General features: G+C 72.2%; 18 protein-coding genes. 2 read left to right on the top strand and 16 right to left on the bottom strand.

Features of this window, described 5'->3' with window-relative positions:
* Positions 1–212 precede the first annotated feature (212 nt).
* From ACZ3TI_RS38995 to rsmH, 16 genes are all read right to left on the bottom strand, one after another.
* Positions 213–1,556: a DivIVA domain-containing protein gene (locus ACZ3TI_RS38995; protein ID WP_465735033.1), complete on the bottom strand. Its 1,344-nt coding sequence runs from the start codon at positions 1,554–1,556 to the stop codon at positions 213–215.
* Between the two features lie 59 nt (positions 1,557–1,615).
* The gene (locus ACZ3TI_RS39000) at positions 1,616–1,897 is read right to left on the bottom strand and encodes a YggT family protein (protein WP_030060143.1); all 282 of its coding nucleotides are present in this window, start codon (positions 1,895–1,897) and stop codon (positions 1,616–1,618) included.
* A 98-nt stretch (positions 1,898–1,995) separates the two neighbouring features.
* Positions 1,996–2,610: a cell division protein SepF gene (locus ACZ3TI_RS39005; protein ID WP_391549685.1), complete on the bottom strand. Its 615-nt coding sequence runs from the start codon at positions 2,608–2,610 to the stop codon at positions 1,996–1,998.
* A gap of 304 nt (positions 2,611–2,914) precedes the next feature.
* The gene (locus tag ACZ3TI_RS39010) at positions 2,915–3,724 is read right to left on the bottom strand and encodes a YggS family pyridoxal phosphate-dependent enzyme (RefSeq protein ID WP_465735036.1); all 810 of its coding nucleotides are present in this window, start codon (positions 3,722–3,724) and stop codon (positions 2,915–2,917) included.
* Positions 3,724–4,455, bottom strand: a complete 732-nt coding sequence (gene pgeF, locus ACZ3TI_RS39015; RefSeq protein WP_465735038.1) for a peptidoglycan editing factor PgeF — start codon at positions 4,453–4,455, stop codon at positions 3,724–3,726. Before pgeF ends, ACZ3TI_RS39010 begins: the two co-directional genes overlap by 1 nt.
* The gene (gene ftsZ / locus ACZ3TI_RS39020; protein ID WP_465735040.1) at positions 4,452–5,687 is read right to left on the bottom strand and encodes a cell division protein FtsZ; all 1,236 of its coding nucleotides are present in this window, start codon (positions 5,685–5,687) and stop codon (positions 4,452–4,454) included. The genes pgeF and ftsZ overlap by 4 nt, the downstream gene beginning before the upstream one ends.
* Positions 5,688–6,050: 363 nt before the next feature.
* Positions 6,051–6,827 carry a cell division protein FtsQ/DivIB gene (locus ACZ3TI_RS39025; RefSeq protein WP_465735042.1) on the bottom strand — a complete coding sequence of 259 codons (777 nt, stop codon included), beginning with the start codon at positions 6,825–6,827 and terminating at the stop codon, positions 6,051–6,053.
* Positions 6,820–7,926, bottom strand: a complete 1,107-nt coding sequence (murG, locus tag ACZ3TI_RS39030; RefSeq protein WP_465735044.1) for an undecaprenyldiphospho-muramoylpentapeptide beta-N-acetylglucosaminyltransferase — start codon at positions 7,924–7,926, stop codon at positions 6,820–6,822. Before murG ends, ACZ3TI_RS39025 begins: the two co-directional genes overlap by 8 nt.
* A 6-nt stretch (positions 7,927–7,932) precedes the next feature.
* On the bottom strand, positions 7,933–9,315 hold the full coding sequence (gene ftsW / locus ACZ3TI_RS39035; protein ID WP_465735046.1) for a putative lipid II flippase FtsW: 1,383 nt from the start codon (positions 9,313–9,315) through the stop codon (positions 7,933–7,935).
* 43 nt (positions 9,316–9,358) lie between these two features.
* Positions 9,359–10,798 carry a UDP-N-acetylmuramoyl-L-alanine--D-glutamate ligase gene (murD, locus tag ACZ3TI_RS39040; RefSeq protein WP_465735048.1) on the bottom strand — a complete coding sequence of 480 codons (1,440 nt, stop codon included), beginning with the start codon at positions 10,796–10,798 and terminating at the stop codon, positions 9,359–9,361.
* Positions 10,795–11,856 (bottom strand): phospho-N-acetylmuramoyl-pentapeptide-transferase, encoded by a 1,062-nt coding sequence (gene mraY, locus ACZ3TI_RS39045; RefSeq protein ID WP_465735071.1) that lies wholly within the window; start codon positions 11,854–11,856, stop codon positions 10,795–10,797. The genes murD and mraY overlap by 4 nt, the downstream gene beginning before the upstream one ends.
* Positions 11,856–13,259, bottom strand: coding sequence for a UDP-N-acetylmuramoyl-tripeptide--D-alanyl-D-alanine ligase (locus tag ACZ3TI_RS39050; RefSeq protein ID WP_465735050.1), 1,404 nt, complete (start codon positions 13,257–13,259; stop codon positions 11,856–11,858). The genes mraY and ACZ3TI_RS39050 overlap by 1 nt, the downstream gene beginning before the upstream one ends.
* Positions 13,256–14,836 carry a UDP-N-acetylmuramoyl-L-alanyl-D-glutamate--2,6-diaminopimelate ligase gene (locus ACZ3TI_RS39055; RefSeq protein ID WP_465735052.1) on the bottom strand — a complete coding sequence of 527 codons (1,581 nt, stop codon included), beginning with the start codon at positions 14,834–14,836 and terminating at the stop codon, positions 13,256–13,258. The genes ACZ3TI_RS39050 and ACZ3TI_RS39055 overlap by 4 nt, the downstream gene beginning before the upstream one ends.
* Before the next feature lie 93 nt (positions 14,837–14,929).
* Complete coding sequence (locus tag ACZ3TI_RS39060) at positions 14,930–17,131, bottom strand: peptidoglycan D,D-transpeptidase FtsI family protein (protein WP_465735054.1); 2,202 nt, start codon at positions 17,129–17,131, stop codon at positions 14,930–14,932.
* Positions 17,128–17,631, bottom strand: coding sequence for a cell division protein FtsL (gene ftsL, locus ACZ3TI_RS39065; RefSeq protein WP_465735056.1), 504 nt, complete (start codon positions 17,629–17,631; stop codon positions 17,128–17,130). Before ftsL ends, ACZ3TI_RS39060 begins: the two co-directional genes overlap by 4 nt.
* Before the next feature lie 157 nt (positions 17,632–17,788).
* Positions 17,789–18,763, bottom strand: coding sequence for a 16S rRNA (cytosine(1402)-N(4))-methyltransferase RsmH (rsmH, locus tag ACZ3TI_RS39070; RefSeq protein WP_465735058.1), 975 nt, complete (start codon positions 18,761–18,763; stop codon positions 17,789–17,791).
* Between the two features lie 539 nt (positions 18,764–19,302).
* On the opposite strand from rsmH, the gene ACZ3TI_RS39075 reads away from it, so the two are divergent.
* Together ACZ3TI_RS39075 and ACZ3TI_RS39080 are read left to right on the top strand one after the other, a co-directional pair.
* Complete coding sequence (locus tag ACZ3TI_RS39075) at positions 19,303–19,845, top strand: beta-class carbonic anhydrase (RefSeq protein WP_465735061.1); 543 nt, start codon at positions 19,303–19,305, stop codon at positions 19,843–19,845.
* 440 nt (positions 19,846–20,285) lie between these two features.
* Positions 20,286–21,230 (top strand): AAA family ATPase, encoded by a 945-nt coding sequence (locus ACZ3TI_RS39080; RefSeq protein ID WP_465735073.1) that lies wholly within the window; start codon positions 20,286–20,288, stop codon positions 21,228–21,230.

Raw genomic sequence — 21,230 nt, forward strand, 5'->3', positions numbered from 1 at the left:
ACACTCTTTCCCGACACCACGCTCTTCCGAGCTGTCGGAAAATCATCCAGCCCCTCGGAGCGACCACCCCCGGAGCCGCCCCCGGCACCCCCCACCCTCCCGAAAGCCCCCCACCCACCCGAAAGCCCCCACCCCCCCACACAAAACAAGGGCGCCCCCTCCCCAACCCGAAGGTCAGAAAGGGAACGCCCTCAAAAGGCCCTGCTACAACCTCAGTTGTCGCCGTCCTCGTCGATCAGGAAGCCCCGCATCGGCGCCGGAGCCTGCTGCATCGGCTGCGGCGGCTGCGGCCGCACCGCCGCCATCGGCTGGGTCATCCCGGCCGGCTGCATCTGCGGAGCACCGTTGCCACCGGCCGACTGCCCGCCGAAGCTCGGCGCCGGCGAGTTGCCACCGAAGGAGGTGTTCCCGCCGAAGGACGGCGAGTTGCCACCGAAGGACGGCTGGTTGCCACCGAAGCTCGGCGCACCGCTGCCCATCGAGCCCGCACCGGCCGGAGCCATCGACGAGGCCGCCGGCGGCAGCGACGCGGTGGCGGGGATCCGCGGCGGCGCGAGCGAGTCGTCGGCCTGCGACTCCAGCTGGCGCAGCTGGGTCTCCAGGTACGACTTCAGACGCGTGCGGTACTCACGCTCGAACGCCCGCAGGTCCTCGACCTTGCGCTCCAGCGTGGCCCGCGCGGACTCCAGCGAGCCCATCGCGACGCGGTGCTTCTCCTGCGCGTCCCGCTCCAGGGCGTCGGCCTTGGCTCGGGCGTCGCGCTCCAGGCCCTCGGCCCGGCTGCGCGCCTCGCCGACGATCTTGTTGGCCTCGGAACGGGCCTCGGAGATCGCCTGGTCGGCGGTCTGCTGGGCGAGCGCCAGCACGCGGGCCGCGCTGTCGCCACCGGGACCCTGCTGCTGCATCGGGGCGCCCATGGGGCCGCCCATCTGCTGCGGGCCGCCCATGGGGCCGCCCATCTGCTGCATCTGCTGCTGGCCCATGCCCTGGCCCATCGGGTTGCCCATCGGCTGCGGGCCACCGGGGCCGCCCATGGGCTGCAGCATCTGACCGCCCATCGGCTGGACCAGCTGCTGCTGGCCGCCCATGGTCTGGTTCATCTGCTGCTGCGGGCCGCCGGCCGGCGGGAGCTGCGGCGCGGAGCCGGCGGGCAGGCCCAGCGGCTGGTTGCCCATCTGCTGCTGCGGGCCACCGGGGCCCATCTGCTGCGGACCACCCGGACCCATCTGCTGCGGGCCGCCGGGGCCCATCTGCTGCGGGCCGCCCGGGCCCTGCTGGCCGGGGACCGGCGGGCCGGATATGGCGGCCGGAACCGGGGCGCCACCCTGGCGGGGGGCGTCCTGCTGCGGCTCCTTGCGCAGGTTGGCCTGGTTCTGCGCGGCGGCACGAGTCGCGGCGGCCAGCTTGGCGCGCAGGTCCTCGTTCTCCCGGAGGAGGCGGGTCAGCTCCGCCTCGACCTCGTCGAGGAAGGCATCGACCTCGTCCTCGTCATAGCCTTCACGCAGGCGGACGGTCGTGAACTGCTTGTTCCGAACGTCCTCGGGGGTCAATGGCATCTCTTCACCTCAACGTGATCGTCGGCACACCGGCATCCTGTCGCATCGCTCACCTACGACTAGGGGTGCACAAGCGAGATCAGGACATACACAATGATCATCAGTACGAAGAAGGACAGGTCGAGCGCCACGCCCCCGAAACGCAACGGCGGAATGAGCCGCCGAAGAAGCTTGAGCGGCGGATCCGTGACAGTGTACGTGGCCTCCAGGACCAGGACCATGGCCTTGCCGGGCCGCCACGAACGCGCGAACTGGAAGACCCAGTCCATGACCAGCCGCACAAGCAGGAACACCAGGAAGACGGTCAGGGCGTAGTAGAGCACCGCCCACACGATGTCCATCGCGTTTCCCTCTCCCCGGTCCCGAGCCCTGGGGCCCGCCGCTCGTCACCTGTCGCCAACCACTGTTGATCAGATCCACACGTAAAGTCGTGGCCGGGTCAGCTCTGGTTGAAGAACCCACCCTCGGCGATCCGAGCCTTGTCCTCCGCCGTGACATCGACGTTAGCAGGCGACAGCAGGAACACCTTCTGTGTCACGCGCTCGATACTGCCGTGCAGACCGAAGACGAGTCCAGCGGCGAAGTCTACGAGCCGCTTCGCGTCGGTGTCGTCCATCTCGGTCAGATTCATGATCACGGGAGTCCCGCCACGGAACTGTTCCCCGATGGTACGGGCCTCGTTGTAGGTCCGGGGGTGCAGCGTGGTGATGCGGTAGGGCTCTCGTTCGTTCACTACCTTGGGCATGATCACCGGGGAGCTCTTCTCCAGGTTGTGGCGACGTTCGGGTGTGATGGACGACACGGGGGCCATCCTGGGGGTCTCCTGCCGGATCGGCACCGCCGCCGGCACCGGCTGGGGCGTGATCGAGGAGACCGGGGCGGGCGTGGCGGCGGCCGCGGCGGCCGGCCGGGGAATGTCCTCGGTCCGCTGTCCCGTCCGGATCGGCTCGGGGTCCGCGTCGTAGTCGTCGTCGGGGTCGTACCCCTGGCCGTCGTACGTCTCGTCCTCCACGAGGCCGAGGTAGACCGCCATCTTGCGCATTGCGCCGGCCATGCTCCTGTCTCCTCCGCTCATAGCCACCTCGCTGGCGCTCGGTGGCGGCTTCGCGAAACGCGCACCGTCCGATGGTCGCTCGCTCCGCTCGCTCCGTGCGGACCGGCTGCGTCCCGGCGACCGGCCGATGCGGCCCAGCCTGCGGATTCCGCGGCCCGTCCACGACGGAGCGTCAGGCCGACGGCCTGTCAGGGTTCATGGAGTGAGGGCCGCGGAGCTGCGATCCACGGTTCGCTAGCGCTCCGGAGAGCTGCTAGATTCTGTCCTATTTTGTCCTGCAGTCTGATCTACTTACCCGGTGACGTTACCTGAGGGGTGACCTCACTCCGAGTACCGCCGTTCCGACGCGCACATGTGTCGCCCCGGCGGCAATCGCCTGCTCAAGGTCACCGCTCATACCTGCGGAGACCATGGTGGCAGCCGGATGGGCCGCCCGTACGGCGCTTGCGATTTCCGCCAGCCGATCGAAGGCCCGGGCCGGGTCTCCGGCCAGCGGACCGGCCAGCGGAGCGACGGTCATCACACCGTCCAGCCGCAGCCCGGGCGTGTCGGCGATCGCGTCGACCAGTTGCGCGACGTCCTCCGGCGCGACCCCCGCCCGGTGCGCACCCTCGCCGTGCGCCTTGTCCAGCGCCACCTGGACCAGGCAGCCCAGCTCCGGGCGCTCCGCCTTGAGCACCGCCGCGGAGAGCGACTCGACCAGCCGCAGCCGGTCCACCGAGTGCACGTGGTTCGCGTACCGGGCGACCGAGCGGACCTTGTTGGTCTGCAGCTGTCCGACGAAGTGCCAGTCAAGAGGAAGGTTTCTGCACTGTTCCGCCTTGGGCGCGGCGTCCTGGTCGCGGTTCTCCGCGACGTCCGTCACACCCAGCCCGGCCAGCAGCGCGGTGTCCTCGGCGGGGTAGGTCTTGGTGACGACGATCAGGGTGACCTCGTCCCGCGCCCGCCCCGCGGCCGCGCAGGCGTCCGCGATCCGGCGCTCGACCACCTCGAGGTTGGTCCCGAGCTCCTCGTACCGGGCCCGCTGGCCCTCCGTCAGGGCGCCCAGCCACCTCTCATCGGGAAAGAAGGGGCCGGGGCCACCCGGGAACGGTCCGTAGATGTCGTTCGTCATCAGTGATCAGAGCCCAACCAGACGTAGCTCGCGAGCCGGCCCGTGCGCTGCTCGCGGCGATAGGAGTAGTGATCGGCGGATTCGAGGGTGCAGACCGGTGACCGCACCGGCTCGCTGACCCCCAGCGCGGCCAGCTGGGCCGCGACTCCCTCCGCCACGTCCAGGGCCGGGGTCCCCCACGAGGTCTCCGCGAAGGCTTCCGGCACCACGGCGGCGACCTCGGCGCGCAGCTCGGCCGGCACCTCGTAGCAGCTGCCGCAGACCGCGGGGCCGGTGGCGGCGACGATCCGCCCGGGCTCGGCCCCCAGTTCGACCATCGCCCGGACCGCCGCGGGCACCACCCCTGCGGCCAGCCCGGGTCGGCCCGCGTGGGCCGCGCCCACCACGCCCGCCACCGGGTCGGCCAGCAGCACCGGTGTGCAGTCGGCGGTCAGTACTGCCAGCGCGAGCGGCCGGTCGGTGACCACCGCGTCCACCGTCGGAGCCTCCCCCGGCGGCTGGCGCTCCGTCACCACGGCGACCTCGGCGCCGTGCACCTGGTTCATCCACACCACGTCGGCCGGTTCGAGTCCCAGCTCCCGGGCCGCCAGCGCCCGGTTCTCCCGGACGGCCTCCGGATCGTCCCCCACCGCGCCGCCGAGGTTGAGCTCCCCGTACGGCGAAGTGCTCACCCCGCCCCACCGGTCGGTGAAGGCGAAGTGAGCACCCGCGTGTACCGCGTGTTCGATCACTTAAGGAAGTCCGGGACGTCGAGTTCCTCGGCCGGGCTCTCCACGTACGGCTGCCGGGCCGGCTGCACCTGCGGCGGCACCGGGGCAGCGGCGGTCGTGGTGGCCGGAGTCTCGGCCTGCCGGCTCGGCGCGGCGGCCGGGGTCTCGGCCTCCGAGCGGGAGGTCACCGAGCCGATGCTCCCGTACGACGGGCGGGCGGCGGGACGCTCCGGGGCGGCCGGCGGGGTGGCCGGGCGCTCCGGCGCGCTGGCCTTGACCACCGGGTCGCGGACGATCGCCGGCGGCTGCCCGCCGTCGAAGCCGGCCGCGATGACGGTGACCCGGACCTCGTCGCCGAGCGCGTCGTCGATGACCGCACCGAAGATGATGTTGGCCTCGGGGTGGGCGGCCTCGCTGACCAGCTGGGCCGACTCGTTGATCTCGAACAGGCCGAGGTCGGAGCCGCCCGAGATGGAGAGCAGCACGCCGCGGGCGCCGTCGATCGAGGCCTCCAGCAGCGGCGAGGAGATCGCCATGACGGCGGCGGCCTTGGCGCGGTCCTCGCCACGGGCCGAGCCGATGCCCATGAGCGCCGAACCGGCGTCCGACATGACGGACTTGACGTCCGCGAAGTCGAGGTTGATCAGACCCGGGGTGGTGATCAGGTCGGTGATGCCCTGGACACCGGAGAGCAGGACCTGGTCGGCCGAGCGGAACGCGTCGAGCACGCTGACCTGGCGGTCCGAGATGGACAGCAGCCGGTCGTTGGGGATCACGATGAGGGTGTCGACCTCTTCGCGCAGGCTCGCGATGCCGTCCTCGGCCTGGTTGGCCCGGCGCCGGCCCTCGAAGGTGAAGGGACGGGTGACCACGCCGATGGTCAGGGCGCCCAGCGAGCGCGCGATGTTGGCGACGACGGGCGCGCCGCCCGTGCCCGTGCCACCGCCTTCGCCGGCCGTCACGAAGACCATGTCGGCCCCCTTGAGGACCTCCTCGATCTCCTCGCGGTGGTCCTCGGCGGCCTTGCGGCCGACCTCGGGGTTGGCGCCGGCGCCGAGGCCCCGGGTGAGTTCACGGCCCACATCGAGCTTGACGTCGGCGTCGCTCATCAGGAGGGCCTGCGCATCGGTGTTGATCGCGATGAACTCGACGCCCTTGAGACCGACCTCGATCATCCGGTTGATGGCGTTGACACCACCGCCGCCGATACCGACGACCTTGATGACTGCGAGGTAGTTCTGCGGTGCTGCCACGTCGAAGGCCTCTCGCCTCGAATTTCCGGGTCGGCCCGGCCCGGCGAGGGTCCGTTCCGACGGATGTCGATGGGTAGGGAGCCTGGTTTCTGACTGAATGTCCGAAATGCCGACCGCCGACCCCAACCCTAAACTTGACCTTTAGGGTTAGTCCTGTGCCTCCGTCACATCACCAGGGGACACAGTCTGGTGACACAGGACACTAGGTCGCCCCGGGCACGCGTTTCAACGAACACGCCGAGCTTCCCTTTTTCTTTTGAGCCTATGTGATCATCAGCCGGCTTAGGAAACCGGGGTGACCACCAAGGGTCGGGCCGACACTTCAAGGCGTCAACCCCTCCCTCAGGGACAGAACCTACCGGATCATCCCGACACCGCCGGCGCCTCGGGCGCCGTCACATCGAAGTTCGTACCCTTCTGATTCATCAGTGCCACCAGCACCCGGGCTTTCCGGTCGATCTGCTCCGGACTCCCCCAGCGCACCGTGGCACCCCCACTGAGCTGCAGCTGGATGTCGTCGTACGAATGCACCAGCACCGCCCCGGCCCGTTTCGCGACCTCCGGCGGCAGCCCGGCGGCCACCGCCACCGCGCCCTGGACCAGCTGCGGACGGGAGATCACCCCGTCCACGTCATTCGCCTGCTGACTGAGCCGCAGCTCCACCACCGGCACGCCCGCCGGCGGGGCCGCCTCGGTGGCGAAGCTCACGCCCGCGGCATCCACCTGGGTGAACCGGCCGTCCTCCCCCTTGACGGCGGCCACCGCCTTGCGCTGGACGACCTTCACCTGCAGCGTGTGCGGCCAGCCCCGCCACACCTCGGCCTTCGCCACCCGGGGGATCGCCTCCACCCGGCGGCGGACGTCGTCCAGGTCCACCCGGGCCAGCGGACCGTCGCCGAGCCCGCCGATCGTGTCGCGGACCTGGGCCGCCGTCAGGTTGTCGTCGGCGGCTCCCTGGACGGCGACGCTGCGCACGTCCAGCACCGACGAGAGGAACACCAGCCAGGCCAGCCCGCCCAGCACCGCGGCGCCGAGCACGCTCAGCACCACGATGCCCCGCCGGGAGAGCCGGAGGCGAGGAGCGGACTCCTCGTCCTCCAGCTCCGCCTCGAGCGGGTCGGCGAGCCGGCTGTCAGCCACGGCGGCGACCGGCGCGGTGGGCCTGGATCGCCTCGTAGACCATGCCGACCAGCAGGTCGTCGGCGTCCCTGCGGCCGAACTCGGCGGCGGCGCGGCTCATGTCCCACAGCCGCTGCGGGTCGGTGAGCACCGGGAGCACGTTCTGCAGCACCCAGTCCGGGGTCAGCTCGGCGTCGTCCACCAGCAGGCCGCCGCCGGCCTTGACCATCGGCTGGGCGTTCAGCCGCTGCTCGCCGTTGCCGATCGGCAGCGGGACGAAGGCGGCGGGCAGGCCGACGGCCGCCAGCTCGGCCACCGTCATGGCGCCGGCCCGGCAGAGCATCATGTCGGCCGCCGCGTAGGCGAGGTCCATCCGGTCCAGGTACGGCACCGGGCGGTACGGCGGCATCCCGGGGACGTCCGCCACCTGCGGCAGCTCGTTCTTCGGACCGACCGCGTGCAGGATCTGCACGCCGTACTGCTGCAGCCGCGGGGCGATCGCGGTGACCACCTCGTTGAGCCGGCGGGCGCCCTGGGAGCCGCCGGAGACCAGCAGGGTGGGCAGCCGCTGGTCGAGGCCGAAGTACTGCCGGGCCTCCGGGCGGGCCGCGTTGCGGTCCAGGGTGGCGATGGTCCGGCGCAGCGGGATGCCGATGTACCGGGAGTCGCGCAGCTTGCTGTCGGGCGTGGAGACCGCCACGAAGTCGCTGTAGCGGGCGCCGATCTTGTTGGCCAGGCCCGGACGGGCGTTCGCCTCGTGCACCACGATCGGCACGCCGGCCCGCTTGGCGGCCAGGTAGGCGGGCATCGCGACGTAGCCGCCGAAGCCGACCACGGCGTCCGCGTTGACCCGCTCGATGATCTCCTGGGCGGCCCGGACGGTGCCGCGCAGCCGGCCGGGGACGGTGATCAGTTCCGGGGTCGGCTTGCGGGGCAGCGGGACGGCCGGGATGAGCTCCAGCTGGTAGCCGCGCTCGGGTACCAGCCGGGTCTCCAGACCGCGCTCGGTGCCCAGGGCGGTGATCCCGATGGACGGGTCGTGCCTGCGGAGGGCGTCCGCGAGGGCCATGGCCGGCTCGATGTGACCGGCGGTCCCCCCGCCGGCGAGTACGACATGCACCGAAATTCACCGCTCCCTGCGTGCCGGCCCGGGGGCCGGGCGCGCTGTGGTTCGTCGTCGTGGCAGCACCCGGGCCAGTCGCTTCCTGATCCGGGAGTTCTTGCTCCGGGCGGCCAGGGCCGCCTTCGCGCCCGAGGTGCTGCGCGCCAGGCACAGCAACACACCGATCGCGGACATGGCCGACAGCATGGCGGAACCGCCGTAGGAGAACAGCGGGAGCGGGACACCCGCGATGGGCAGCAGTCCCAGCGCCGACCCCAGGTTGATCATGGCCTGCGCCATGATCCAGGTGGTGGCGGCTCCCGCGGCGTACCTGACGAAGGGGTCCTTCGTGCCGATGGCCACACGGATACCCGCGTAGCCTAGTGCCGCGAAGAGGCCGATCACCGACAGCGTCCCCACGAGACCGAGTTCCTCGCCGGTCGCGGCGAAGATGAAGTCGGTGTGCGCCTCGGGCAGCTGGCCCCATTTCTCCACCCCGGCGCCGAGGCCGGTGCCGAAGCCGCCGCCGTTCGCGAACGCGAAGACGCCGTGCAGGGCCTGGAAGCAGGCGCCCTCGGGGTCGAGCTTGGTGACGCCGATGCAGCCCAGGCGCTCCGCCCGGTGCGGGACGGTGACGACCAGGGCGGTGCAGACCACCACCGCCACGCCGAGGGTGGCCACGAACAGCCGCAGCGGCGCGCCGACCATCCAGAGCAGCGCGAACACCATGGCCACCAGGATCATCGAGGTGCCCATGTCGCCGCCGAACATGATCAGCGCGAGCAGCAGCAGGGCGCCCGGCACCAGCGGCACCAGCAGGTGCTTCCAGGAGTTCAGGGTGCCGGCCTTCTGCTTGCGGGCGAGCAGGTCGGCGCCCCAGAGGACCAGCGCGAGCTTGGCGAACTCGGACGGCTGGAACTGGAAGAAGCCGAAATCCAGCCAGTTCTGGTTGCCGTTGATCCGCACCCCGATGCCGGGCACGGCGACCAGCGCGAGCGCGCCGATCACCCCGAGCATCACCGGATAGGTGATCACCCGCAGCACCGCCACCGGGACGGAGGCGAAGCCGATCAGCAGGACGAGGCCGAGGATGGCCGCGATCAGCTGCTTGAGGAAGTAGTACTGGGCCGAGTGGTGCTGGTTCAGGGCGAGGATCTGCGAGGCCGAGAAGACCATCATCAGACCGAGCACGACCAGCAGCAGCGTGCTGCCGACCACCAGCAGGTACGGCGTGAGCGGCCGGTCCAGCCAGTACCGCACCCGGGCCCGGAAGGCCTGGACGCGGGCCAGCGGACCGGCCGACTTGTACTTGGTCGTGGTGGCGGAGATCACTCGCCACGGCTCGGCGGCGTCCCGCTTCCCAACGCCGGAATCCGCCCTGCCCTGCCCCGCCACCGTTCTCCCCATCTCTACGGCTCGTCCGCCTCCGGGCCGCTCGCGACCCTTCGGCTCAGTCGCCGGTGTCCGCCAGCTCCCGGACCGCCGCCGCGAACATGTCGCCGCGCTCGCCGTAGTTGGTGAACATGTCCATCGAGGCGCAGGCCGGAGCCAGGAGCACCGTGTCACCCGATCGGGCGAGCGACGCGGCCGTGCGGACGACCTCGGCCATCGCCACCGCGCCAGTCTGGCCCTCGGCCGCCTCGATCACCGGGACATCCGGAGCGTGTCGCTCCAGCGCCTCGCGGATCAGCGCCCGGTCCTGGCCGATCAGCACCACCGCGCGCAGCCGCTCGGCCGCGCCCTGCACCAGGTCGTCGAAGGTCGCGCCCTTGGCGAGGCCTCCGGCGATCCAGACGATCGGCCGGTAGGCGGCCAGCGAGGCGGCCGCGGCGTGGGTGTTGGTGGCCTTGGAGTCGTCGATGTACGTGACCTCGCGGACCACGCCGACCTCGGCGATCCGGTGGGCGTCCGGGCGGAAGGCCCGCAGGCCCTCCCGGACGGCCTTCGGCTCGACGCCGTACGCCCGGGCCAGCGCCGCCGCGGCGAGCGCGTTGGCGATGTTGTGCGGAGCCGGCGGGTGGACGTCCTCGACGGCGCCCAGCTCGGCGGCGTTCTTCGCCCGGTCCTCGACGAAGGCCCGGTCCACCAGCAGCCCGTCCACCACGCCGAAGTTCGACGGGCTCGGCGCGCCGAGGCCGAAACCGATCGCCCGGCAGCCCTCCTCGACGTCGGCCTCCATGACCAGCGCCTCGGTGGCCGGGTCGGCCAGGTTGTACACGCAGGCGACGACGTTGCCCTCGTAGATCCGGCCCTTGTCAGCGGCGTACGCCTCCATCGAGCCGTGCCAGTCGAGGTGGTCGGGCGCCAGGTTGAGCACCGCGGCCGAGTACGGGCGCAGCGAGGGCGCCCAGTGCAGCTGGTAGCTGGAGAGCTCGACGGCGAGCACGTCGTACGGCTCCTCGGCGAGCACCGCGTCCAGCACCGAGACCCCGACGTTGCCGACGGCGGCGGTGCGCTTGCCGGCGGCGGTGAGGATCGAGGCGAGCATCTGGACAGTGGTGGTCTTGCCGTTGGTGCCGGTGACGGCCAGCCAGGGGGCGGGCTCGCCGGTGCCCGGCAGCGGCTTGCGCAGCCGCCAGGCGAGCTCGACGTCGCCCCAGACCGGCACCCCGGCCGCCTCGGCGGCGGCGAACAGCGGGCTGTCCGGCGCCCAGCCGGGCGAGGTGACGATCAGCTCGGTGCCCTCGGGCAGGCTCGCGCCGTCGCCGAGGCGCACGGTGACGCCCTGCGCCTCCAGCTCGGCGGCTCGGGCGGTCAGGCCGGGCCCGCTGCCGCCGTCCACGACGGTGACGCGGGCGCCGAGGCCGTGCAGGACGCGCGCGGCGCTGATGCCCGAGACGCCGAGTCCGGCGACGACGACGGGCAGGTCGGAAAAGTCAGGGTTCGTCATCCGGTCCGGTATCCCGCGTAGAAGAGGCCGAGGCCGACGGCCACGCAGAGGCCCTGGATGATCCAGAAGCGGACCACGACCAGGACCTCGCTCCAGCCCTTGAGTTCGAAGTGGTGCTGCAGTGGTGCCATCTTGAAGACGCGCTTGCCGGTCATCCGGAAGGAGCCGACCTGGATGATCACCGACAGGGTGATCACCATGAAGAGGCCACCGAGCATGATGAGCAGCAGCTCGGTGCGGGAGCAGATCGCCAGACCGGCCAGGGCGCCGCCGAGGGCGAGCGAGCCGGTGTCGCCCATGAAGATCTTGGCGGGCGAGGTGTTCCACCACAGGAAGCCGAAGCAGGAGCCCATCAGGGCGGCGGCGACCACCGCGAGGTCCAGTGGGTCTCGGACGTCGTAGCAGCTGACGGTCGCGGTGACGGTGTAGGCGCAGCTCTGCCCGTACTCCCAGACGCCGATGAAGGTGTAGGCGCCGAAGGCCATCACCGAGGCACCGGTGGCGAGGCCGTCGAGACCGTCCGTCAGGTTCACGCCGTTGGAGGTCGCCGCGATCATGAAGTACGCGAAGATGACGAACAGCACCGGGCCGATCGACCACTTGAAGTCGCGCACGAAGGACAGCGACTGCGAGGCCGGGCTGAGCCCGCGGTCGTCGTGGAACTGCAGCGCCAGGATCGCGAAGGCGAGGCCGACGATGGACTGGCCGGCCAGCTTCGCCTTGGCCCGCAGACCGAGCGAGCGGCGCTTGACCACCTTGATGTAGTCGTCCAGGAAGCCGACCAGGCCGAGGCCCGCGGTCAGGAAGAGCACGAGCAGCCCGGAGGCGGTCGGGCTCTCGCCCGTTATCGCCTTGGTGGCGAAGTACGCGATCAGGGTCGCCAGGATGAAGGCGATGCCGCCCATGGTGGGCGTGCCCTTCTTGCTGTGGTGCGCCTTGGGACCGTCGTCGCGGATGTACTGGCCGTAGCCCTGCCGGGCGAGCAGCTTGATCAGGGCGGGCGTGCCCACCAGCGAGAGGATCAGGCCGATCATCCCGGAGAAGAGGATCTGCTTCATCATCGGGCAGCACCGTCCGCAAGGAGGGCCTCGGCCACCTTCTCCAGCCCCACCGAACGGGAAGCCTTCACCAGGACCACATCCCCCGGCCGCAGCTGACTGCGCAGCAGATCGACCGCCGCGTCCGCGTCGGACACCAGCACCGACTCCTCACCCCACGAACCTTCGTTCCTCGCGCCGAGTTCCATGCAGGCCGCCTCGCGTCCGCCGACCGCCACCAGCTTGGTGACGTCCAGCCGGACGGCGAGCCGTCCGATGGCGTCGTGCTCGGCCAGGCTCTCCTCGCCGAGCTCCCGCATCTCGCCGAGCACCGCCCAGGTGCGGCGGCGCTCCGGGCCGCGGCCCCCCATCGAGACCAGCGCCCGCAGCGCGGCCCGCATCGAATCGGGGTTCGCGTTGTAGGCGTCGTTGACGACGGTGACACCATCGGCCCGGTCGACGACCTCCATGCGCCAGCGGGACAGCGCACCCGCCTCGCCCAGGGCTGCCGCGGTGTCGTCGACGGACATCCCGAGCTCCACCGCCACCGCGGCGGCGGCGAGGGCGTTCGAGACGTGGTGCTCACCGTACAGGCGCAGCTGCACGGGCGCGGAACCGGCTGGGGTGGTGAGCGTGAACGATGGCCGTCCGGTGGCGTCCAGGCGAACGTCGGTCGCCCGGACGTGGGCGTCCGGGGACTCCCCGAACAGGACCACCTTGGCCTTGGTGCGGGAGGCCATGGCGCGCACCAGCCGGTCGTCCGCGTTGAGGATCGCGGCACCGTCCGCGGACAGCGCCTCGACCAGTTCGCCCTTGGCCTCGGCGATCGCCTCCTGGGAGCCGAACTCGCCGACGTGGGCGGTGCCGACGTTCAGGACCACGCCGATCCGGGGCGGGGTGATCGAGGTGAGGTACTCGATGTCGCCCTTGTGCCGGGCGCCCATCTCCATCACCAGGTGCCGGGTGCCGGCCTCGACCCGCAGCGCGGTCATCGGGTGGCCGATCTCGTTGTTGAGCGAGCCGGGCGGATAGACGGTCGCGCCGTGGCGCTCGAGCAGCTGGGCGATCAGGTCCTTGGTGCTGGTCTTGCCGGCCGACCCGGTCAGCGCGACCACGGCGGTGTCCTCGGCGCGGGCGACCACGGTACGGGCCAGCCTGCCGAGCGCCTCCACCACACTGTCGACCAGGACGGCGGGCACGCCGACCGGGCGGGAGGCCAGCACCGCGACGGCGCCGGCCTCGACCGCCGTGACCGCGTAGTCGTGGCCGTCCACGTGCTCGCCGACGAAGGCGGCGAACAGGCCGCCGGGGCGCACCTTCCGCGAGTCGACCTCGACCGGGCCGGTGACCAGGGCGTCCGGGTCCGCGCCGTCCAGGGTGCCTCCGACTGCGGCGGCCACCTCGGCGAGGGTCAGTGCGATCACTGCTGCTCTACTCCTCGGTCGCCCCGCGCGGCCGTGGTCCGCGCGACGGAGCTCCGTTCGATCTCATCGTGCAGCACCTCCCGGTCGTCGAAGGGGCGGATCTCGTCTCGTACGTACTGGCCGAGCTCGTGGCCCTTGCCGGCCACCAGCACCGTGTCCCCGGCCTGGGCGCGGGCGACCGCGAGCCGGATCGCCTCGGCCCGGTCGGGAACGACCAGGACGGCCCCGCGCTCGGCCTCGGGCACCGCGGCGGCGCCGGTCAGCATAGTGGCGAGGATCGCCAGCGGGTCCTCGCTGCGCGGGTTGTCGCTGGTCAGCAGAGCGGTGTCGGCGAGGCGGGCGGCGATGGTGCCCATCGGGCCGCGCTTGTGCGGGTCGCGGTCTCCGCCGCAGCCGACGACGACGTGCAGCCGGCCCTTGGTGACCTCGCGCAGCGAGGCGAGGACGGCCTGCAGGGCGTCCGGCTTGTGCGCGTAGTCCACGACGGCCACGAACGGCTGTCCGGCGTCCACGCGCTCCAGCCGGCCCGGCACGCCGTGGACGGCGGCGACGCCCGCCACCGCCTGCTCCAGCGGCAGCCCGGCGGCGACCAGCACGGTGATCGCGGCGAGCGCGTTGGCGACGTTGAACGGGCCGGGCAGCGGCGCGACCGCGTCGGCCTCGGCACCGTCCGGTCCGAGCAGCCGGAAGGAGGAGCTCACCGGGCCGAGCCGGACGTCCACGGCCCGCCAGTCGGCGTCCGGGTTCCCGGCGGCGGAGAAGGTGGTCATCGGGATCTCGGCCTCGGCGACGAGCCGGCGGCCGTATTCGTCGTCCACGTTGACCACGCCGTGGCGGGACTTGCCGGGCTGGAAGAGCCGGGCCTTCGCCTGGAAGTAGTCCTCCATGTCCGGGTGGAAGTCGAGGTGCTCGGGCGTGAGGTTGTTGAACAGCGCGACGTCGTACGCGACGCCGTCGGTGCGGCCGAAGACCAGGGCGTGGCTGGAGACCTCCATGGTCACCGCGTCGGCGCCGCGCTCGGCCATCACGCCGAGGATCGCGTGCAGGTCGGTGGCCTCGGGGGTGGTGCGCTCGCTCTTGATCCGCTCCTCACCGACCCGCATCTCGACGGTGCCGATCACGCCGGGGGTGCGCCCGGCGCCGCGCAGGCCGCCCTCGACCAGGTACGAGGTGGTGGTCTTGCCGTTGGTGCCGGTCAGCCCGAGCATCAGCAGCCGCTCGGAGGGGCGCCCGTAGACGATCGCGGCGAGCTCGCCCATGACGGCCCGCGGCCGGTCCACGACCAGCAGCGGCAGGCCGGTGCCGGCCGCCAGCTCGGCGCCGGCCGGGTCGGTGAGCAGGGCCACCGCGCCGGACTCCGCGGCCTTGGCCGCGAAGGCCGCGCCGTGGTGGTTGGCGCCCGGGAACGCCACGTACACGTCGCCCGGGCGGACCGCGCGGGAGTCGTGGGTGACGCCGGTGACGGCACCGCCCTGGACGGGCGCCAGGCCCAGCTGGACGGCCAGCTCGGCGAGCGGCAGAACGGCGGTCCTGGCCGGGCGGGGCGGACTCACGGTGATTTGATCGGGTTTCGGCACGGCGCGAAGGCTATCCGCCGAAGGGCGTCCAGGGCCAAACCGGGCCTTCGCCGCGCTGTCGTCCAGCCCGGCCCGCTCGTTGCTCATGCTTGCTCACGGCTTCCACTCGACGGGCAGGTTGGGCGCCTGGCTACCGCTCGGCGGGACCTGCAGGGTCTTCAAGGTGAACTCCATCACCTGCTTGAACACCGGCCCGCACAGCTGGCCGCCGAAGTGGCCGTTGACCGGGCCCTGGAGGGTACAGGAGACGGTGACCCGGGGGGCGTCGGCGGGGGCGAAGCCGATGAAGGAGGCGGTGTAGCCGTCGTAGCCGACGCCGTTGGCGGCCCCCCGGTCGGCGGTACCGGTCTTGCCGGCGACCCGGTAGCCGGGGATGGCGGCCTTGCCGCCGGTGCCCTGCTCGTCGTCGACGACCGACTCCAGCATCGAGGTGAGGGTCTTGGCGGTCTGCTCGGAGACCACCCGGGTCTGCTCCCCCGGCGGCGTCGGGGTGTACTTGCCGTCCGGTCCGGTGACGCCCTGGACGATGCTGGGCGCGACCCGCACCCCGCCGTTGGCGATGGTCGAGTAGACCGAGGTGGCCTGCAGCGCGTTCAGCTGCATCGGGCCCTGGCCGAAGGAGATGTTGTACTTCTCCGAGGCGACCAGATCCTCCGGCTTCTTGAGCTTCCCGGGGGTCTCCCCCGGGAAGCTCAGACCGGTCGGCTGGGCCACCCCGAACTTGCGCAGGTAGCCGTCCAGGATCTTGTTGGCCTGCAGCTGGTCGCCGCCGCCGAGGGTCTCCATCGCCTCGATGGTGCCGATGTTGGAGGACTTGGCGAGCACCCCGGCCAGGGTCAGGTACCAGGTGTCGTGGTCGACGTCGTCCTTGAACTGCTGCCCGGCGCGCACCAGCCGGTTCGGCACGGTGACCTTGGTGTCCCAGTTGGCCTTGCCGGAGTCCAGCACGGCGGCCAGGCTCATCAGCTTGGCGGTGCTGCCCGGTTCGTACGCGTCCTGCAGCGCGGCGTTGCCCAGCTGGGGCTGCTTGGACAGGCTCAGGTCGTTCGGGTTGAAGCCGGGCGCGGTGGCCATCGCGAGGACCTGGCCGGTCTTCACGTCCTGGACGACGACGTAGCCCTTCTCCGCGCCGGAGTTCGCCACCTGGTCGGTGATCGCTCGCTGGGCGGCCCACTGGATGTCCCGGTTGATGGTCAGCTTCACGTCGCTGCCGGGCACGGCCGGGTCCATCGAGCCCCCGGCAGTGGGCACCAGCCGCCCGCCCGCCTGGGCGTAGCTGCTGTGGCCGTCCTTCCCGGCCAGCTGCTGCTGGTACTGCAGTTCGAGCCCCCCGGCGCCCGCGCCCTCGCCGTTGACGAAGCCGACCAGGTTGGCGGCCAGACCGTCGGCGGGGTAGACGCGCTTCTGGGTCTCCCGGTTGAACACCCCGGCCAGCGGGTTGGCGCACTCGTTGTCCACCCGGCTGCGCCCGCCCTGGTCGGCGGGCTTGCCGAGCAGCTTCTTCTGGGCCTGGCAGGTCCGTGAGCCGGCCTGCTTCTCCAGGCTCGCCTTGAGGTCGCTGATCTGCTTCTTGGCGGCCGGGGTCTGCTGGGCGGCGAGCCGCTTGTAGCGGGACTTGGGAGTGTGCAGGTCGGCGGCGACCTTCTCCTTGGGCACGCCGATGATCGGCGACAGCAGGGCGGCCGCCTGCTCCGGGGCGTCCGGGATGCCGGTCGCCTCCGGGGTGAACATCGCCGGGTCGGCGGTGATGTCGTACGCGTCGACGGTGGCGGCCAGCGCCACCCCGTCGGCGGACGTTATCGAGCCGCGCTCGGCGGTGATCGGGATGTTCAGGTAGCGGTTGGTGTTGGCGTCCGCGGCCAGCGCGTCCGCATCCACCAGCTGGAGCTGGATCAGCCGGCCCGCGAAGACCGAGAACACCAGCGACATCACCACGGTGATCACCCGCAGCCGGCGCTTCGGCTCCGCCAGCCTGAGCGCCTTCGGGCGCTGCGGCGGCCGGGTCTTCGGGCGCGGCCGCACCGCCGCCTGGCTGTGGGCCGGCGGACGGCCCTCGGGACGGCGCTGCTGCGGCGTGCGCGCGGTGCTGCGGGAGGCGGCGGCCTTCGCGGGCTGGGCCTTCGCGGGCTGGGCCTTGGCCGACTGGCCGCGGGCCGGCTGGCCCTTCGCCGGCTGCGGCCTGCCGGAGCCGGACGACTGGCTGCGCGGTGCGGCCCCCCTGGGCACCGGGCGACGGCCGTTGCCGGAGCCGGAGCCGTTGCCGGAGCCGCCGGACGGCTGACGAGGCGTGGTCATCGAGTGGTACCCCCGCTCGGCGCGGCGGGCGCGGCCGGGTTGAGCTGGATCACCGAGTCACCGGCCGAGGCCGCGGTCGTCGGCGTGGTCGGCACGGTCGGCTGGGCGGCGGGCGGTGCCGGCGGCTGGGCGGCCGGCGACTGCCCGGCGCCCGGCTGGGTGCCGCTCGGCACGGGCTTCGTCGGCCACGGCTCGGCCGTCGAGCGCTTGACCGGCGGGTTGTCCTGCGCCGGGCCGGGCGTGCCGACCACCTTGCCGCCGTTCGGGACGTCCAGGAAGGCCATCCCCCCGGCCGGGACCATGCCCAGCTCGGCGGCCCGCTTGGCCAGCGCGTCCGGAGCGGAGCTCTGGTCGATCTGGTGCTGCAGGCTCTGCTGCTCGTCGGTCGCCACCGTGGTCTGCTTCTGCAGCCGGGACAACTCGAAGGAGCCCTCGTTGAGCGCGGTGTTCAGCGCCAGCAGTCCGAGCAGCCCCGCCGCCAGCAGCACCACGACGAGCACCGCGAACGGTGTGCGCCCGCGGACCTGGCGCTTCCCCGGCCTGACCGTGATGCGTGCCCTGCCCTGCCCGGGGAGTGATCCCCGCCCCGCCCGGACCTCACCGGCCACCGGCCCCACCGCTTTCCTCCGCCCTTCGGACCCCGCCGGGGCCGGTTCGTCAGCTCCGCTTGCTTCGGTCCCTGATCCTCTCCGCCACCCGCAGCCGTACGGGCGCGGCACGCCGGTTCTCCTCGATCTCCTGCTCGGTGGCCAGCTCGGCACCGCGGGTGATCAGTTTGAGCCAGGGCTGGTGCTCCTCCGGGATGAACGGCAGCCCCGGCGGGGCGGTGCTGGTCGCCCCCGCGGCGAGGTACTGCTTCACCAGGCGGTCCTCCAGCGACTGGTAGGACATCACGACGATCCGACCGCCGATCGCGAGGACGTCCAGCGCCCCCGGGATCGCCCGGTCCAGGACCTCCAGCTCGCCGTTGACCTCGATCCGCAGCGCCTGGAACGTCCGCTTGGCCGGGTTCCCACCGGTGCGGCGGGTCGCCGCCGGAATGGCGTTGCGCACCAGATCGACCAGACGCGCGCTGTTGGTGAACGGTTCCTTCTCGCGCTCCCGCACGATCACCGAGGCGATCTTCCCGGCGAACCGCTCCTCGCCGTAGACCTTGAGGATCCGGGCCAGGTCGCCGTGGCTATAGGTGTTGAGCACCTCCGCCGCGCTGATCCCCCGGGTCTGGTCCATCCGCATGTCCAGCGGAGCGTCCTGCGCGTACGCGAAGCCGCGGTCCGCCTCGTCCAGCTGCATCGAGGAGACGCCGAGGTCGAACAGGACGCCGTCCACGCGGTCGACGCCCAGGCGCTCCAGCACCTCGGGGATCTCGTCGTACACGGCGTGGACCAGGGTCGCCCGGTCACCGAAAGGGGCCAACCGCTCACCGGAGAGCTTCAGCGCCACCGGGTCGCGGTCCACCGCGATCAGCCGGACCTCGGGGAACTGGGTCAGCAGCGCCTCGCTGTGCCCGCCGAGGCCGAGGGTGGCGTCCACCACCACGGCGCCGGGGCGCGAGATCGCCGGGGCCAGTGCGTCCATGCACCGCTGCAGCATCACCGGAACGTGCTTGGGGCCCGGTTCGTTGGTGGTCATGCGCGGTGGCGCCCTTCCTCGGTGCGGAGCAGCCCGACGTCCGGGAGCTGCGACCATTCTCGCCCACCGTCCCCCGGCACGACGAAGCGGCCCGTGGTCCCCGCCCGCTCGAGGGGAAGGTCATGACCGCCCGGCGCCGGGGAAGGTGCGCCAGGTGGTCACGGAGCGGGTGGAGGCCACGGGCCGCGTCGACCGGGCCGCACCGGCCGGGAAGGCCCGGTTGACGGGCCCCGACGGGTGTGCTCCACTGCGCCGCAAACTCTATCGCCCAGGCCCTGCCAGTCAATGGTCCGCTCCGGCGCACCACCCGGGCGGCGGTACGGATCACCGCAGGTCGCGGCCGTTGGGGTGGCCGCGCGGCGGTCCGATCCGGGGGCCCTCGGACACCGTCGCGCGCCCCCTCCCCGCGACCGCGTACGACCCACTCCGGGACCAGCCGGGACAAACCCTCCCGTTGTGGCTATGCACTCGATCACAGCCATCGGTTCTGTAGCTCTCCACCCCACCGCGGACGCCGGATTCGCACTAACGTCGCCGCCATGACAGTGACTCCCGACCGGCCCACGCCGAACGCCGCTGCCGACCCCGCCAGACCCACCATCATCGACCGCTTCGTCTCCTCCAACCGCGAGTACGCGGTGACCTTCCAGGACGGCGGCATGGACGCCCGCCCGGTGCAGAAGATCGCCGTGGTGGCCTGCATGGACGCCCGACTCGACCTGTTCGCGGCGCTCGGCCTCGAACTGGGCGACGCCCACGTCATCCGCAACGCCGGCGGCGTCGTCACCGACGACACCATCCGGTCCCTGACCATCAGCCAGCGCGCCCTCGGCACCCGCTCGATCGCGCTCATCCACCACACCGGCTGCGGCCTGCTCGGGCTCACCGAGGACTTCCGCCGCGAGCTGGAGCTGGAGGTCGGCCAGCGCCCGCAGTGGGCGGTGGAGTCCTTCGTCGACCTGGACGGCGACGTCCGCCAGTCCATGCAGCGCGTCCGCACCTCGCCCTTCCTGCTGCACACCGACGACGTCCGCGGCTTCGTCTTCGACGTCCACACCGGCCTGCTGCGCGAGATCCACTAGCACCGGCCCGCCCCCGCCCGGCCAACGGCGTCCGGGCACCGGGCGAGCCCCGCCCCGAGGCACCCGGTCGCGAGCGGGCGAGTCCCGCCCCGAGCCGACCGGGTCAGGGCGCCCCGGAGCGTGCGGGCGAGTCCCGCCTTCAGGGTGACTTCTGGCCATCGCGCAGGGGAGAATGCGCCTGCCGGTCGGACCCCGAACCACCTGGGGCGGCCGGGCCGCAGGCCGCCTCCCGACGCCGGATCCGCCATCGGAACCGTCCCCGGGAGGGCCGCGTCAAGCATGGGGTGGGGTCCGGCCCGGGGACGGGGCGGGCACAGGGTGCCAGGGAGCGTAAACGGGTGACGAGCTACAACGATCAGGCCGGTCTCGGCGGTCCTGCGGGGGGCGGGCAGAGGACGGACGGGTACCAGCGGGTCGGGCTCCCCGAACTCGCCGCGGTCGTGGACCGCGTCCGCGCCAACGTCGAGAGCGTGATCGAGGGCAAGCCGGAGGCCGTCCGGATCGCCCTGACCGTCCTGCTCGCCGAGGGCCACCTGCTGCTGGAGGACGTGCCCGGCGTCGGCAAGACCATGCTGGCCAAGGCCCTCGCCCGCTCGGTCGACTGCACCGTGCGCCGCATCCAGTTCACGCCCGACCTGCTGCCCTCGGACGTCACCGGCACCAACATCTACGACCAGCAGCGGCACGACTTCGAGTTCCGCCCGGGCGCGATCTTCGCCCAGATCGTGGTCGGCGACGAGATCAACCGCGCCTCGCCGAAGACCCAGTCCGCGCTGCTGGAGTCCATGGAGGAGCGCCAGGTCACCATCGACGGCACCAGCTACGAGCTGCCCTCGCCGTTCATGGTCGTGGCCACCCAGAACCCGGTCGAGATGGAGGGCACCTACCCCCTCCCGGAGGCCCAGCGCGACCGCTTCATGGCCCGGATCTCGATCGGCTACCCCAGCCCCGAGGCCGAGCTCGCCATGCTGGACGTGCACGCCGGCGCCAGCCCGCTTGAGGACCTCCAGCCGGTCGCGCACGCCTCCGACATCCTCAAGCTGATCGACCTGGTCCGCACCGTGCACATCGCCGACCCGGTCCGCCGCTACGCCGTCGACCTGGTCGGCGCCACCCGCAGCAGCCACGAGCTGCGCCTGGGCGCCTCGCCGCGCGCCACCCTGCACCTGGTCCGGGCCGCCCGCGCCGCCGCCGCGCTGGACGGGCGCGACTACGTCACCCCGGACGACATCCAGCGCCTCGCCGTCCCGGTCCTCGCGCACCGCCTGATGCCGACCGCCGAGACCCAGCTCAGCCGCCGCACCTCCGAGCAGATCGTGGCCGAACTCGTCGCCCGGCTGCCGCTGCCGCGCCCGCAGGGCGGCCCGGCCGTCCGGAGGGGCTGA

The organism is Kitasatospora sp. NPDC023120, assembly GCF_055560835.1.